The organism is Inquilinus limosus MP06 (assembly GCF_000767795.1).
Taxonomy (GTDB): Bacteria; Pseudomonadota; Alphaproteobacteria; order DSM-16000; family Inquilinaceae; genus Inquilinus; species Inquilinus limosus_E.
In genome coordinates this window covers 1-14,481 of the sequence record NZ_JANX01000107.1, presented here as the reverse complement: position 1 = coordinate 14,481, position 14,481 = coordinate 1, and the positions used below count along the sequence as shown (strand labels likewise).

The 14,481-nt window shown below is 69.4% G+C and carries 13 protein-coding genes; 4 read left to right on the top strand and 9 right to left on the bottom strand.

Going from position 1 to position 14,481, the window contains the following annotated elements; translation table 11 throughout:
* Positions 1-141 precede the first annotated feature (141 nt).
* Positions 142-1,803: a substrate-binding domain-containing protein gene (locus tag P409_RS11295; protein ID WP_034835615.1), complete on the bottom strand. Its 1,662-nt coding sequence runs from the start codon at positions 1,801-1,803 to the stop codon at positions 142-144.
* Positions 1,804-2,039: 236 nt separating this feature from the next.
* On the opposite strand from P409_RS11295, the gene P409_RS11290 reads away from it, so the two are divergent.
* From P409_RS11290 to P409_RS11280, 3 genes are read left to right on the top strand one after another with little or no spacing between them, the layout of a single operon-like run.
* The gene (locus P409_RS11290; protein ID WP_034835612.1) at positions 2,040-2,858 is read left to right on the top strand and encodes a BtpA/SgcQ family protein; all 819 of its coding nucleotides are present in this window, start codon (positions 2,040-2,042) and stop codon (positions 2,856-2,858) included.
* Between the two features lie 5 nt (positions 2,859-2,863).
* Positions 2,864-4,000 carry a M42 family metallopeptidase gene (locus P409_RS11285; protein ID WP_034835610.1) on the top strand — a complete coding sequence of 379 codons (1,137 nt, stop codon included), beginning with the start codon at positions 2,864-2,866 and terminating at the stop codon, positions 3,998-4,000.
* On the top strand, positions 3,997-5,496 hold the full coding sequence (locus P409_RS11280) for an FGGY-family carbohydrate kinase (RefSeq protein WP_034835607.1): 1,500 nt from the start codon (positions 3,997-3,999) through the stop codon (positions 5,494-5,496). The genes P409_RS11285 and P409_RS11280 overlap by 4 nt, the downstream gene beginning before the upstream one ends.
* 137 nt (positions 5,497-5,633) lie before the next feature.
* Here P409_RS11280 and P409_RS11275 read toward each other — a convergent pair whose 3' ends face one another.
* Together P409_RS11275 and P409_RS11270 are read right to left on the bottom strand one after the other, a co-directional pair.
* Positions 5,634-6,815: an efflux RND transporter periplasmic adaptor subunit gene (locus tag P409_RS11275; RefSeq protein ID WP_034835627.1), complete on the bottom strand. Its 1,182-nt coding sequence runs from the start codon at positions 6,813-6,815 to the stop codon at positions 5,634-5,636.
* A gap of 16 nt (positions 6,816-6,831) precedes the next feature.
* Complete coding sequence (locus tag P409_RS11270) at positions 6,832-9,999, bottom strand: efflux RND transporter permease subunit (protein ID WP_052120404.1); 3,168 nt, start codon at positions 9,997-9,999, stop codon at positions 6,832-6,834.
* A 276-nt stretch (positions 10,000-10,275) separates the two neighbouring features.
* On the opposite strand from P409_RS11270, the gene P409_RS11265 reads away from it, so the two are divergent.
* Entirely contained in the window at positions 10,276-10,902 is a 627-nt protein-coding gene (locus P409_RS11265) for a TetR/AcrR family transcriptional regulator (protein WP_052120402.1), read from the top strand.
* 13 nt (positions 10,903-10,915) lie between these two features.
* On the opposite strand, the gene P409_RS11260 is transcribed toward P409_RS11265, so the two are convergent.
* The 6 genes from P409_RS11260 to P409_RS11235 all read right to left on the bottom strand — a co-directional run.
* Positions 10,916-11,332, bottom strand: coding sequence for a DOPA 4,5-dioxygenase family protein (locus P409_RS11260; protein ID WP_034835604.1), 417 nt, complete (start codon positions 11,330-11,332; stop codon positions 10,916-10,918).
* Positions 11,333-11,388: 56 nt separating this feature from the next.
* The gene (locus tag P409_RS11255; protein WP_052120400.1) at positions 11,389-12,396 is read right to left on the bottom strand and encodes an EscU/YscU/HrcU family type III secretion system export apparatus switch protein; all 1,008 of its coding nucleotides are present in this window, start codon (positions 12,394-12,396) and stop codon (positions 11,389-11,391) included.
* Positions 12,393-13,196 carry a type III secretion system export apparatus subunit SctT gene (gene sctT / locus P409_RS11250; protein WP_034835601.1) on the bottom strand — a complete coding sequence of 268 codons (804 nt, stop codon included), beginning with the start codon at positions 13,194-13,196 and terminating at the stop codon, positions 12,393-12,395. Before sctT ends, P409_RS11255 begins: the two co-directional genes overlap by 4 nt.
* Positions 13,196-13,495 carry a type III secretion system export apparatus subunit SctS gene (gene sctS / locus P409_RS11245; RefSeq protein WP_034835597.1) on the bottom strand — a complete coding sequence of 100 codons (300 nt, stop codon included), beginning with the start codon at positions 13,493-13,495 and terminating at the stop codon, positions 13,196-13,198. Before sctS ends, sctT begins: the two co-directional genes overlap by 1 nt.
* Before the next feature lie 141 nt (positions 13,496-13,636).
* Positions 13,637-14,290, bottom strand: a complete 654-nt coding sequence (gene sctR, locus P409_RS11240) for a type III secretion system export apparatus subunit SctR (RefSeq protein WP_034835595.1) — start codon at positions 14,288-14,290, stop codon at positions 13,637-13,639.
* On the bottom strand, positions 14,283-14,481 hold a 199-nt coding region (locus P409_RS11235), incomplete at its 5' end, for a FliM/FliN family flagellar motor switch protein (RefSeq protein WP_034835592.1). The genes sctR and P409_RS11235, both read right to left, overlap by 8 nt.

Here is a 14,481-nt window from a genome sequence, read left to right as displayed (position 1 = left end):
TCGAAGGGAGCCGTTGCCTCCGGGCTGATGCTTCGTGGGTCCCCGGCCCAGCGGCGGAAACCCCCTCCCTACCCCCCTCCCGCGAGGGGAGGGGGGACAAGGAAGCAAGCGGCCCTGTCATGGCTTCGATCTGGCCAGTCCTCACAACCCGAGCGACGCCTTGTAGAGGGCGATCTGCTTCTCGCGGCCGATCTGGTCGGTGATCTTCTCCCAGGCCGCGGCGATGGCGTCGGCGGCGGATTGGGCGGTGCCCTGGCCGGCGAACACCTTGGCCAGCTCGTCCTCCGCCACGCTGTAGTACTGGAAGATGCCGGGGATGCGCGGCTCGATCGCCGCGTTCGGGTGATTGTAGGAGTCGGCGTTGGCCTTCAGGTAGGAGGTGATGAAGGCCTCGTCATAGCCGGCAGCGACCCATTCCGGGATCTGGAAATGGCTGTTCCGGTAGGGCTGGAAGCCGGACGGGTAGGCCGAGGTCCACAGCGACAGGTCCTTGCCGCCGAGATGGGCCGCGGCGCTCCAGGCCGCCTTGTGCTTGACGGCATCGCTGTCGACCCGGGCCATGACATAGACGCCCCAGCCCAGATAGGCCATGTTCGGCGCATAGTTCGGGCCGCCCGGCAGCTTGTCCCACGCCCCGGTCTTGGCGTTGTAGACGTCGTCCGATCCCGGCAGGATGCTGAAGCCGCAGGTGTCGCCGACCACCGAGGAATCGCTGGTCTTGGCGTTCGACCCGACATCGCCCCACCACGACACCATCGACCCCGTGCCGGCCAGGAACTGCTGGAAGGCGGTGGTGTTGGGGTCGGCGTTCAGCTGGTCCGGCGGCTCCGACGGCAGCGCGTCGATCACGTCCTGGATCGCGCGCACCCAGGCCGGGTTGTTGATCCGCGGCTTCATGGTGTCGACGTCGAACAGCCAGGCCTTGTCGTCCGGGTGCTTGGCATAGGCCGAGGCGCGGCTGCCCAGGAAGTAGAAGCCGAAGCCGCCCCAGGCCTTGGGCGCGTCGAGATAGCCATAGGCGTCCTGGCCGGCGACCTGCTTGCCCTTCAGGAACTTGGTCGCCGCCTGAACCTGCTGCCAGGTCTTCGGCACGCCCCATTCGCCCTGGCCGCCGCCATCCTTCCAGGCCTTGGCCAGGTCGGCGTCGGAGAACACGTCGGTGCGGTAGTTGAAGGTGTGGCAGTCGCCGTCGATCGAGATGCGGTAGGTCTTGCCGTTCCAGGTGCCGACCGGCGCCTTCAGATAGCCGACATAGTCGTCCATCTCGATCTGCTTCTTGACCCAGTCCGGCATCTCCGACGCCAGGCCCTTGCCGCAGACATCGCCCTCGAACGGGGCGCCCATCTCGACAATGTCGAAATCCACCGTGCCGGTGGCGATGGCCTGCTGCAGCCGCGGGTTGTAGTCGGCCTGGGCCAGGTCGATCCAGGTGATCTCGGCGCCGGTATAGGCCTCCCACGGCTTCAGGAAGCCGCGGAACAGCAGGTTGTGCAGGTTCTGGTTGTTCAGCCCCATGAAGCTGAGCTTGACGCCCTTGAACTCGCCCTCCTTGACCGCCGCCTTGGTCGGGCCCAGGCACAGCTCGCCCACCTTCTGCCAGTCGGCATCGGTCGGCGACCCCTTGCCCACGCCCGGGATCTGCAGGATCTGGGCGCGCAGGCTGTCCTGCGCCAGCGCGGTCGAGGAGAGGAGGCCGGGCAGCCCGGCCGTGCCCAGAGCGGCGCCGAGCCCGGCCGCGCTCTTCAGCACCGTGCGCCGGCTGGCCTGCATCCCGACGAGGCGGTCATAGTCCTGTCGCTTCACCGTGGAGTCTCCCTATGGTCTTATCGTTGTCGCCGCCTCCGACCGTTCCGCAACCGACCCGGCCCGCGCCGCCCGATCGTTTCCGGCCCGAAGGTTCGTGAAACGTTTCATGACAGCGTTGCCAAACGATGCGATTTCGGCGGGTGCCGAAGGCGATCCTGAGTATGATGCGGCGACGAAAGGGGTGCAAGGGAGCGGCCGGGAGCCGCCCGGCCCCGAGACAGGGAAGGAAGCGGATGGTGGCTGCGGGCAATTTCCAGCGGGTGTTCGGCGACCGGAAGCCGGTGATCGCCATGGTGCATTTCGGGGCCCTGCCGGGCGCGCCGCTCTACGACTCGGCGGCCGGTCTCGACGGGCTGCTCGACGGCGCGCGGCGCGACCTGCAGGCGCTGCAGGCCGCCGGCTTCGACGCCGTGATGTTCGGCAACGAGAACGACCGGCCCTATGAGTTCAAGGTCGACACGGCCTCGATCGCGACCATGGCCTATCTGATCGGCCGGCTGCGGCCGGAGATCACGGTGCCCTTCGGCGTCAACGTGCTGTGGGACCCGGCCGGGTCGGTCGCGCTGGCTGCCGCGACGGGCGCCGCCTTCATCCGCGAGATCATGACCGGCACCTACGCCTCGGACATGGGGCCGTGGAACCCGGATGCCGGCGCGGCGATGCGTTATCGCAACCGGCTCGGCCGCCAGGACCTGGCGATGCTGTACAACATCTCGGCCGAATTCGCCTGGTCGCTGGACCGGCGCGACCTGGCCGACCGGGCGCGCAGCGCCGTGTTCTCCAGCATCCCGGACGCGATCCTGGTCTCCGGCACCATCACCGGCGAGGCCGCGGCGATGTCCGACCTCGAGGCGGTGAAGCGGGTGCTGCCGGACACGCCGGTGCTGGCCAACACCGGGGTCAAGCACGCCACGGTCGGCGACGTGCTGCGGGTGGCCGATGGCTGCATCGTCGGCTCCTCGCTCAAGGTCGACGGCCACACCTGGAACGCGGTGGACCCCGACCGCGCGGCGGAGTTCATGCGCCTGGCGCGGGCGGCGCGGAAGGGCTGACGGCGATGGCGACGGAGGATGTGCCGGGCGCCGACCCGGTCAAGCAGCGCCTGCGCGGGCTGGTGGCGGAGCTGATGCTGATCCCCGGCCTCAGCGGCCATGAGGGGCGGGTGCGGCGGCATCTCGCCGGGCTCCTCTCCGGGCTCGGCATCGCCTCGCGCTCCGACCGGCTGGGCAACCTGATCGCGACGGTCGAGGGCACGGTCGCGGGCCCAAGCGTGATGCTGTTCGCGCATATGGACCAGCTGGGCCTGATCGTCCGCAAGATCGAGCCGGGCGGGCTGGTGCGGGTGGAGCGGCTGGGCGGCGTGCCGGAGAAGGCGCTGGCCTCGCAGGCGGTGGTGTTCTGCGTCGGCGCGGGCCGCGACGTGCCGGGGGTGATCGCCAACAAGAGCCACCATGCCACCTCGCAGGAGGAGAAGTACCGGGTGCTGCCGTATCCGGAGATCTATATCGACGCCGGCTTCGACAGCGCCGCCGCGGTGCTGGCGGCCGGCATCGACATCGGCACGCCGGTGGTCTACGCGCCGAAGGTGGTCGAGCTGGCGGGCGACCGTATCGCCGGCACCGCGGTGGATGACCGCGCCGGCTGCGCCGTGATCGTCGAGGTCGCCCGCGCCCTGCTGGCGGCGCCGCGCCGGCCGACGGTGCATCTGGTGTTCTCGGTGCAGGAGGAGTTCAACCTGCGCGGCGCGGTCACCGCGGCGCAGGCGCTGGCGCCGGACATCGCCATCCAGCTCGACATCGTGCTGGCCACCGACACGCCGGACATGGCCCAGCGCGGCGACGTGCGGCTCGGCGGCGGCCCGGCGATGAGCCTGTACAGCTTCCACGGCCGCGGCACGCTGAACGGCACCATCCCGCATCCGGCGCTGGTCACCCTGTTCGGCGAGGCCGCGCGCGGCGAGGGCATCCCGCTGCAGAAGAGCGCCCATGTCGGGCTGCTGACCGATTCCTCCTATGTGCAGCTGGTCCATTCCGGCGTCGCCTCGATCGACCTCGGCTACCCGGCCCGCGGCACCCATTCCTCGCTCGAGATCTGCGACCTCTCCGACCTGGCCGGGCTGACGCGGCTGCTGGCCGCCGGCATCGGCCGCATCGACGAAAGCTTCAGCCTGGACCGCGACCGGTACGAGACATGACCCATCACTATCTCGGCATCGACATCGGGACCTTCGAGTCCAAGGGCGTGCTGGTGGCGGCGGACGGCAGCATCGCCGCCATGGCCGCCAAGCCGCACAAGCTGATCGTGCCCCAGCCGGGCTGGGCCGAGCACCGGCCGAAGGAGGACTGGTGGGACGACGTCACCTTCCTCTGCCGCACGCTGCTGGCCGACAGCGGCGTGCCCGCCGCCTCGATCCGGGCGGTCGGCATGAGCGCCATCGGGCCGTGCATGCTGCCGGTCGACACGGCTGGCGAGCCGCTGATGAACGGCGTGCTGTACGGCGTCGACACCCGCGCCCATCGGGAGATCGCCGACCTCACGGCCCAGATCGGCGAGGATGTGCTGCTGGAGCGCTGCGGCAACGCCCTGACCTCGCAATCGGTCGGGCCCAAGATCCTGTGGCTGAAGCGCAACCGGCCGGAGATCTTCGCCCGCACGGCGAAGATCCTGACCTCGACCTCGTTCCTGGTGCACCGGCTGACCGGGCGCTTTGTCATCGACCACTACACCGCGGCCAATTCCAGCCCGTTCTATTTGGCCGACGATCTGGCCTGGAGCGATGAACTGGCGCCCGGCATCGTCGATCTCGGCCTGATGCCGGACCTGGCCTGGAGCACCGACATCGTCGGCGCCGTCACCCGGCAGGCGGCGGCGGAGACCGGGCTGGCCGAGGGCACGCCGGTGATCGCCGGCACCATCGACGCGGCGGCGGAGGCGGTCAGCGTCGGCGTGCTCGACAGCGGCGACATGATGGTGATGTACGGGTCGACCATCTTCACCATCCTGCTCGGCGACACCCGGCTGCGCGACAAGCGGCTGTGGTGGGCGCCCTGGCTGATGCCGGGCCAGCACGCGGCGCTGGCCGGCCTCGCCACCAGCGGCACGCTCAGCCACTGGTTCCGCGACCAGTTCGCGCGCGAGCTGGACCCGGCCACGGCGATCCAAGCGCTGGTGGCGGAGGCGGAGCAGTCGCCGCCCGGGGCGCGGGGGCTGGTGCTGCTGCCCTATTTCTCCGGCGAGCGCACGCCGATCCACGACCCGCAGGCCAAGGGCGCGCTGTTCGGGCTGAACCTGACCCACAGCCGCGGCGACATCTGCCGGGCGGTGTTCGAGGGCATCGCCTGCGGCACCGCCCATATCGTCGAGACCTATCGCGAGGCGGGGCAGGTGCCGCGCGCGGTGTATTCGGTCGGCGGCGGCACCAGGAACCGGGTGTGGTCGCAGGCGACCTCCGACATCTCCGGCCATTCGCAGATCCTGCGGCAGAAGACCTTCGGCGCCAGCTACGGCGACGCCTTCCTGGCGGCGCTGGCCGTCGGGGATGTGCAGCCGGGCGACATCCGGACCTGGAACCCGACGGCGTCGGAGATCACGCCGGACCCGGCCCAGGCCGAGCTCTACCGGCGGCAGTTCGGGGTGTTCAAGGAGTTGTACCCGGCGACGCGGGATCTGATGCGGCGCCTGGACGGGTAGGGGCGCCAGACCGCCCATTCCACTCCGTCATTGCGAGCGCAGCGAAGCAATCCATGCATCCGCTCTTGCGGGACGATGGATTGCTTCGTCGGCTTCGCCTCCTCGCAATGACGGCTTTGCGGGACGGAGGCCTGGTCTTACGATCCGGCGTTGGCCTGCTGCTGCGGCAGGGGCTGCACCGGCATGCCGGGGTAGAAGATCTTCTGCAGGTTGCCGGTGATGACGCGGTCGCCCTCGGCCAGCCCCTTCTGGATCGAGACCAGCTCGCCATCCGTCGGGCCCAGCGTCACCAGGCGCTGCTCCGCCCGGTTGTCCTTGCTGACGACGTAGACATAGCGGCCGAACTGGCTGGCCGCGACCGCCACCTGCGGCACCATCAGCGCGTCCGGCTGCGGCGCCAGATGGACGCGGACCCGGACATACTGGCCGGGCAGCACGCCGAAATCGCCGTTGCCGACGGTGGCGCGCGCCAGGATCGTCCCGGTGCGGTTGTCCACGGCGTTGTCCAGGAAGGTCAGCTCGCCCTGGTGCTTCGGTTCGGTCTCGCCCGGCAGCAGCACGTCGACCGTGACCTTGCCCTTGGCCTTCGCGGCCCGGATCTTGGCCAGCTCGGTCTCGCTGGGGTTGAAGGTGACGTAGATCGGGTCGAGCTGCACCAGGGTGTTGACCGGGCTGCCGCCGACGCTGACCAGCGTGCCCACCGGCGCCTGGTTGCGGCCCAGCCGTCCGGCGAAGGGGGCGCGGATCTCGGTGTAACCCAGGTTCAGCTCGGCCTGGCGCTGCGCCGCCTGGTCGCTGGCCAGGGTGGCCTGGGCCTGCTTCAGGTTGCTCTCGCGCTGGTCGAAGGTGTCCTTGTTCAGCCAGCCGTTCCTGGTCAGCTCGCTGCCGCGGTCGAAGTTCGAGCGCAGATAGTCGATATTGGCCTGGTCGCGCTGCAGCTGGGCGTTGGCCTGGTCCAGCGCCGCCTGGAAGTCGCGCGGGTCGATCTTGTACAGCAGGTCGCCCGGCTTGACGTCGCTGCCGTCGGCCGCCGGCTGCGCCTGGATGTAGCCGGAGACCTTGGCCTGCAGGCTGATGGCGGCGATCGATTCGGTGCGCGCGGAATAATCGAGATAGATCGGCAGCGACCGCTTCAGCACCGGCGCCACCGGCACCGGCATGGCGGGGGGCGCGCCCCCGCCCGCCGGCGCGGCTTCGGCCTGCGCCGTTTCACCCCCCAGCGCCAGCAGGGCCGGGGGAAGGTGGCCGGTCTGGTACAGGCCGGCGCCGACGGCGGCGACCACGACGATCGATCCCAGGATGACGGTACGGACGCGCATGGCGCGGGTCTCCACTCTATTCGGCCGGGCGGGCCGCCGGCTGCTCGAGCCGGTGGCCGTCGGTGGCATGGGGGCTTTCCGTGCCGCCGCGGCGTTCGCGGAAGGATTCGATGACGGCGTAGAACACGGGGACGAAGATCAGGGTCAGGATGGTGGCGGCCAGCATGCCGCCGAACACCGTGGTGCCGATCGACTGGCGGCTGGCGGCGCCGGCGCCGGTGGCGATCATCAGCGGCACCACGCCCAGGATGAAGGCGAAGGCCGTCATCAGGATCGGCCGCAGGCGCAGCCGGCCGGCTTCCGCCGCCGCCTCGACGATGCTGTGGCCCTCCTCGCGCAGCCGCTTGGCGAACTCCACGATCAGGATGGCGTTCTTGGCCGACAGGCCGATCAGCATGACCAGTCCGATCTGCGAGTAGACGTCGATCTGCATCTGCCGGGCCCACAGCGCCGCGAACGCCCCGAACAGGGCCAGCGGCACCGCCAGCAGCACCATGAACGGCATCGACCAGCTCTCATACTGCGCCGCCAGGATCAGGAAGACGAAGACGAGGGCGAGGCCGAAGACGAGCGCCGCGACCGACCCCGCCTGCAGCTCCTGGAAGGTGATGCCGGTCCATTCATAGGTGAAGTCGTGCGGCAGCGCCGTGGCCGCCGCCCGCTCCATCGCCGCGATCGCCTGGCCCGAGCTGTAGCCCGGGGCCGGGGCGCCATTGATCTTGGCCGAGGTGTAGTTGTTGTAATGCGGCACCGTGTCCGGCCCGGCGATCGGCTTCAGGTCGCCCAGCGTGCTCAGCGGCACCATGCCGCCCTCGGAATTGCGGACATACAGGCGCGAGATGTCGGTCGCCGAGCCGCGGGCGTCCTTCTCCGCCTGCAAGGTGACGCGGAAGGTGCGGCCGAACAGGTTGAAGTCGTTGACGTAGAGCGACCCCAGATAGATCTGCAGCGTGTTGAAGACGTCGGGCAGGGTCAGGCCCAGCATCTTCGCCTTGTTGCGGTCCAGGTCGTAGTTGTACTGCGGGGTCGTGGTGCTGAAGCTGCTGAACAGCTGGTGCGGGTCGAGCTCGGGCTGCTTCCGGGCCTCGGCCAGCACCGCCTGGGTCGCGGCGTTCAGGGCGATGGCGCCCTGGCCGGACAGGTCCTCGACCTGGAACTCGAAGCCGCCGGTGGTGCTGATGCCCGGGATCGACGGCGGGTCGAAGGCCAGCGCGAAGGCCTCGGGGATCTGCATCAGTTGGGCGCCGACCTTCTGGGCCAGGGCCGAGGCGCTCTCGTCCGGCCCGCGCTCGGACCAGGGCTTGAGGATGGCGAACTGCGCCGCGGAGTTCGACTGGGCGGCGCTGGTCAGGAAGTTCAGGCCGACGATCTCGCCGACCGTCTCGATCCCCGGCGTCGCCTCCAGGATCGCGCGGGTCTTCTTCGCCACCGCCTCGGTGCGCTCCAGCGACGCGCCGTCGGGCAGCTGGATGACGACGAAGAAATAGCCCTGGTCCTCGACCGGCAGGAAGGTCGAGGGCAGGCGGGTCGACACCCAGTAGGTGACGCCGAGGCCGGCCACGAACAGGATCATGACCAGCCAGCGGATGCGGATCAGGAACCGCACCAGGGCGGCATAGCCGTGCGACAGCGCGTTGAAGAAGGTGTTGAACCAGCGGAACAGGATGAAGCTGGTGTGCGGCCGGTGCCGCAGGAATGCGGCGCTCAGCGCCGGGCTCAGCGTCAGCGAGTTGAAGGCCGACAGGCCGACCGAGATGGCGACGGTCAGCGCGAACTGGTTGTACAGGCGGCCGGACACGCCGGGGATGAAGGCGACCGGGATGAACACCGCCATCAGCACCGCGGTGGTGGCGATGATCGGGCCGGTCACCTCGCCCATCGCCTTGCGCGTCGCCGCCAGCGGCGGCAGCCCGGCCTCCAGCTGCCGCTCGACGTTCTCGACCACGACGATGGCGTCGTCGACGACCAGGCCGATGGCCAGCACCATGCCGAGCAGGCTCAGCATGTTCAATGAGAAGCCCATGCCGTCCATGATCACCAGCGTCGCGATCAGCGACACCGGGATGGCGATCACGGGGATCAGGGTGGTGCGCCAGTTCTGCAGGAAGATGAAGACCACCAGCACGACCAGCGCCAGCGCTTCCAGCAGCGTCTTCAGCACGTCTTCCATCGCCGCCGACACGAAGCGCGTGGTGTCGTAGCGGATGCCGTATTCGATGCCCTTGGGGAAGCGCTGCTTCAGCTCCTCCATCTTGGACTGCACGGCCTCCTGCAGCGCCAGGGCGTTCGATCCCGGCTGCTGGAACACGGCGACGACCACGGCCGGCCGGCCGCCGAAATAGCCCGAGGACGAGTATTGCAGGGCGCCCAGCTCGATCCGGGCGACGTCGCGCAGCCGCACGACCGATCCGGTCGCCGGGTCGGCGCGGACGACGATGTCGCCGAACTGGGCCGGGTCGCTCAGGCGGCCGGTGGCGTTGATCTGCAGCTCGAAGGCGGTGCCGGCGGGGGCGGGCGACTGGCCGATCTTGCCGGCGGCGACCTGCACGTTCTGCTCGGCCACCGCGTTCTGCACGTCGACCGCGGTGACGCCGAGATTGGCCAGCTTGTCCGGGTCCAGCCAGATGCGCATGGAATAGCGCCGCTCGCCGAAGATCTGGACGTTGCCGACGCCGGGCAGGCGCTTGATCGGGTCGACGATCTGCAGATAGGCGTAGTTGCTCAGCTCCACGGGGTCGACCGACCCGTCCGGCGACGTCAGGTCGACGATCAGCACGAAGTTCGGGTTCTGCTTCTGGATCGTGATGCCGCCCTGGTTGACGATCGCCGGCAGCGACGAGGCCGCCTGCGACACCCGGTTCTGCACGTCGACGGCGGCGATGCTCAGCGGATAGCCGACCTCGAAGGTGACGGTGATGCTCGAGCTGCCGTCGTTCGACGAGGTCGACGACATGTACATCATGCCCTCGACGCCGTTGATCTGCTGCTCCAGCGGCGTGGTCACCGTGTCGGCCACGACCTGGGCGCTGGCGCCCGGATACTGGGCGGTGACCACCACCTGCGGCGGCGTGATGTCGGGGAACTGCGAGACCGGCAGCAGGAAGTACGAGATGCCGCCCGCCAGCACCATGATCACCGCGATCGCCGAGGCGAAGATGGGGCGTTGGATGAAGAAGCCGATCATGGCCGGGACATCCCCCCGGGCAGGCGGCCCCGCGCCGCGCCGCCGTCGCGCGCACCGCAGAAATATGCCGAGGCCACCCCACAGGCCATGGTAAACCCCTTGGTTAAGTTAACTTTGTGGTTGATTATCGTCCCGGCGGTCGATCGTCAAGCGGAGCCTGGGCCCCACCAACACCCCTTGGCCGGGCAAGGCCTTGACCTGCCCTCGCTAGGGTGTTACCGGTAAGTAACAGTATTGGTCTAGACCGATCATACCGTCAAGGGCAATTCCGGAGCTATGACGACGATCACACCCTCAACGCTGGAAGGCCTGTCCGGGCCTGGCGGCGAGCTTCGGCCGCGCGACCGGATCCTGGGCACCGCCCGGGACCTGTTCCACCGGCACGGCTATCGCGGCGTCGGCGTCGACACCATCGCCGAGGTCGCCGGCACCAACAAGATGACGTTGTACCGGCATTTCGGGTCGAAGGACGACCTGATCGTCGAATGCCTGCATCGCTTCGCCGAGGAGGCCGACGCGCTCTGGGCCGGCTTCGAGAAGACCTATCCCGGCGACCCGGTGGCGCAGCTGCACGCCTGGGTCAAGATCGGGGCGGAGTGCGCGATCGCGGATGAGCGCGGCTGCGACATGGTCAATGCAGCGGTCGAGCTGACCGAGCACGGCCATCCGGCCCGGCGCGTGATCGAGGATTTCAAGACCGCGCAGCGCAACCGCCTGGTGCGGCTGTGCCGGGCGGCCGGCGCCACCCAGGCCGAGCTGCTGGCCGACACGCTGTGGCTGCTGCTGGAAGGAGCCCGGGTGAGCCGGCAGAGCGTCGGCGCCGAAGGTCCCAGCGCCCGCTTCATCCGCATGGCCGAGGCGATCATCGCCGCCTTCCTGCCGCGCGGTCCGGCGTCGCCCTGATCGGGGGCTGGTTCTAGGCAGGCCGGTCGGGCTCCGTGTTCGGCTCCAGCGGGCCCTCGGCTTCGTCCTCCTCGGGCAGGACGTCGCCATGCACCGGCAGCGGCGGGCCGATCCAGACCGGATCGGCCAGATGGTCCCGGCGCGGGTTGCGGGTGTTGGGGTGGACCAGGATGCTCAGGCCGCCATGGTTCAGCATCAGCCAGGGCACCAGCGTCGCGAACAGCTCGGTGGCGAAGGAGACCTGATACATCGCCTGGTCGTGCGGCCCGACCTTGACCTCGTGCCAGCGGCCGAGGCGGACACGGAAGCGCTCGCCGATCCAGCCGCGCAGCCGCTCGGCCCGGTCGCGGGTCGTCGCCGGGTCGAAATAGACATGGGCATGGTAGCTGGCGATCTCCCCGACCCGCCGCGGCGCCGCATCCGATTCCATCGCGCTCCTCCCGCTCTCTCCGCCCGAGCCTAGCGCAGGACGGGGGAAGGAGGAGCCTACACCGCACCGATCCGCAACAGGATGCGGGCCAGCGCGTCGAAATGCTCGTTCGGAACGGCCTCGCCGATCCGGCCGTCGGCGTGCAGCTGCCGGGCCAGCAGCGGCGCCGTCTCCACCGGCACGTCAGCCATGCCGCCCTTGAACGACTTGGCGACCAGCATCGGCACCGGCGTCTCGCCGGCGACGAAGCGGATGCCGATGGTGACCTCGCCATCGGTGATGAACAGCGTCGGCGCGGTGGACCGCCCCTCGCCGCGAGCCAGGTCGCGATGCAGCTGCCGCCGGGTGCTGCGGATATGCGGATCGCCCTCCTGCTCCTTGCGCTCGCGCTTCATCTCGCTGCGGGTCATCCGCTGGTCGCGCAGGAACAGCCAGCGCTGCAGCGCCATGTCGGCCAGGGCGAAGACCAGCAGGACCGCGATGATGCCGATCAGCACCGGCTTCAGCGTCGCCACCAGCACCAGCCCGATGCAGTCGCGGCCGCATTGCGGCGCCACCAGCACCGCGCGCAGCGCGCCGAGGGTCAGCAGCCCGATCACCCCGATCAGGGTGCAGGCCTTCAGCAGCGCCTTGGCGAACTCGATCAGGTTGCGCAGGCTGAACAGCCGCTGGAAGCCGGCGACCGGGTTGATCTTGTCGCCGCGCGGCACGATCGGGTCGAGCGAGAAGGGGATGCCGCGCAGGAAGCCGACATTGGCGACGATGCTGGCGACGACGATCACCAGCACCAGCGGTGCCACGATTTTGGCCGCCAGCGCCAGCAGGGTCGGGATGATGGTGTAGCTCTGGTCGAACGGCTTGGCGGTCAGGGCGATCGGCTCGGTCAGGATGGCGCGGAACGCCTCCATGATCGCCGGCCCCTCGACCGCGAGATAGAGGAAGCCGGCGACCAGGGCGACCACGGTGACCAGGTCGCGGCTGTGCGCCACCTGGCCCTTGCGCCGGGCGTCGGCCAGCTTCTTGGAGCTGGCGGGAAGGCTCTTGTCCTCGCTGGTCTGGCTCATGGGATGACCGTGCGGGCGAGGTCGAGAACGCCGCGGATCGACCCCAGGCTGTCGCTGAAATACGGCACCAGGAAGATGGCATAGACCGGCAGCACCAGCACCAGCGCCGCCGACTTCACCGACAGCGACAGGTCGAAGACGTTGAGCTGCGGCGCCATCCGGCCGATCACGGCCAGGGTGATGTCGGCCAGCAGCATCACGATCACCAGCGGCACGGCCAGCAGCAGTCCGAGCCGGACCACGTGGTCGAGCAGGCCCAGCAGCAGGGTCGGCGTCTCGCCGGTGAAGGCCGGCAGCAGCTTGGTGACCGGCCAGATCGCGTAGCTGTTGTACAGCGCCTCGGCCACGATCCCGAGTCCGTTGCCGGCGAAGAACAGGGCCAGCAGCACCAGCACGAACAGCGTGCCGACCGGCGAGGCCTGGCCCGAGGCGTTGGGGTCGATCAGATAGGCGCCGTTGACGCCGCGCTGCATGTCGATCAGCTCGCCCGCCGCCTCGACCGCCCAGAAGGGCAGGCCGAACAGCAGGCCGAGCAGGATGCCGATCACCGCCTCCTTCGCCACCAGCATCAGCACCTGGCCGGGTTGCAGCGGCGTCAGCACCGCCAGCTCCGACGTCACCTGCGACACCATCGGCAGGGCGATGGCGATGATCACCGCGTTGCGCAGGATGCCGGTCAGGCCGAGCCAGGAGAAGACCGGCAGCACCGCGGCCAGGGCGATGGCGCGGGCGATGGCGATCGACACCGCGGTGACATAGGGCCCGACCAGCTCGGCCAGGAACCGGAAGGATTCGATCATCAGGGCGGCCCGGTGTCGGCCGGCACCGCGCCGCGGGTGATCGCGGGGAAGTCGGTGAAGATCCGGTCGGTGTAGCGCACCAGCGGGCTGGCCAGCATCGGGCCCAGCAGCACCAGGGCCAGCACCACGGCGATCACCTTGACCGCCATCGGCAGGGTCTGGTCCTGGATCTGCGTCACTGCCTGCAGCAGGCCGACGAGAAGGCCGACCGCGGCGGCGATGGCCAGCGCCGGCAGCGCCAGCAGCAGCGTCAGGGTCAGCGCCTCCTGCAGCAGATGCGCGATCGTCGCCTGGGTCATGGGCGCTTCCCCGCCGCCGGCAACCCTTCTGTGTCATGCCCGGGCTTGACCCGGGCATCCAGAGTCTGCCGAGACCTTCTGGATTGCCGGGTCAAGCCCGGCAATGACACGAAGAGAGGACGTCCGGACCGCATCGCCGCCTCAGCCGTAGCTCAGGATCAGGCCGTGCAGCAGGCGCGACCAGCCGTCGACCATGACGAACAGGAACAGCTTGAACGGCACCGAGATCGCCAGCGGCGACACCATCATCATGCCCATCGCCATCAGGATCGCCGAGACGATCAGGTCGATGACGATGAAGGGCAGGTAGAGGAGGAAGCCGATCTCGAAGGCCCGGGTCAGCTCGGAGATGACGAAGGACGGGATCAGGATGACCAGGTCGTTCGGCGTGGCCGCGGCGCTGGCCTCCGCCGGCCAGACCCGGGACGTGGCCGACAGCAGGAACTGCCGCTCCGCCGGGTCGGTGAAGCGCATCAGATAGGCGCGCACCGGCTCGACCGCCGACTGCATCACCGCCTGCCAGTCCTGGATGCTGCGCAGCCGCAGCGCCGGGTCGCTGACCCGGGCATAGACCTCCGCGATCACCGGGCTGGTGATGTAGATCGTCAGCATCAGGGCGATGCCGTACAGCACCATGTTAGGCGGCGTCTGCTGGATGCCCAGCGCGTTGCGCAGCAGCAGCATGACGACCGAGATCTTCAGGAAGGCGGTCAGGGTGACGATCAGGAACGGGATCAGCCCGACGATGGTGACGATGCCGAGAAGCGGCAGGACGTCCGGCTGCGCCTCATTCATCGCCGAACAGCCGCACCACGCGCACGCCCAGCTCGTCCTCGATCCGCACGATCTCGCCGCGGCCGATGCGCCGCCCGTTGGCGACGATGTCGACCGCCTCGCCCGGGTCGCGGCCCAGCGGGATGACCGCGCCGGGGGCCAGGCCCTGCACCGCGGCCAGCGGCAGCTCGCTGCGCCCCAGCTCGAACACC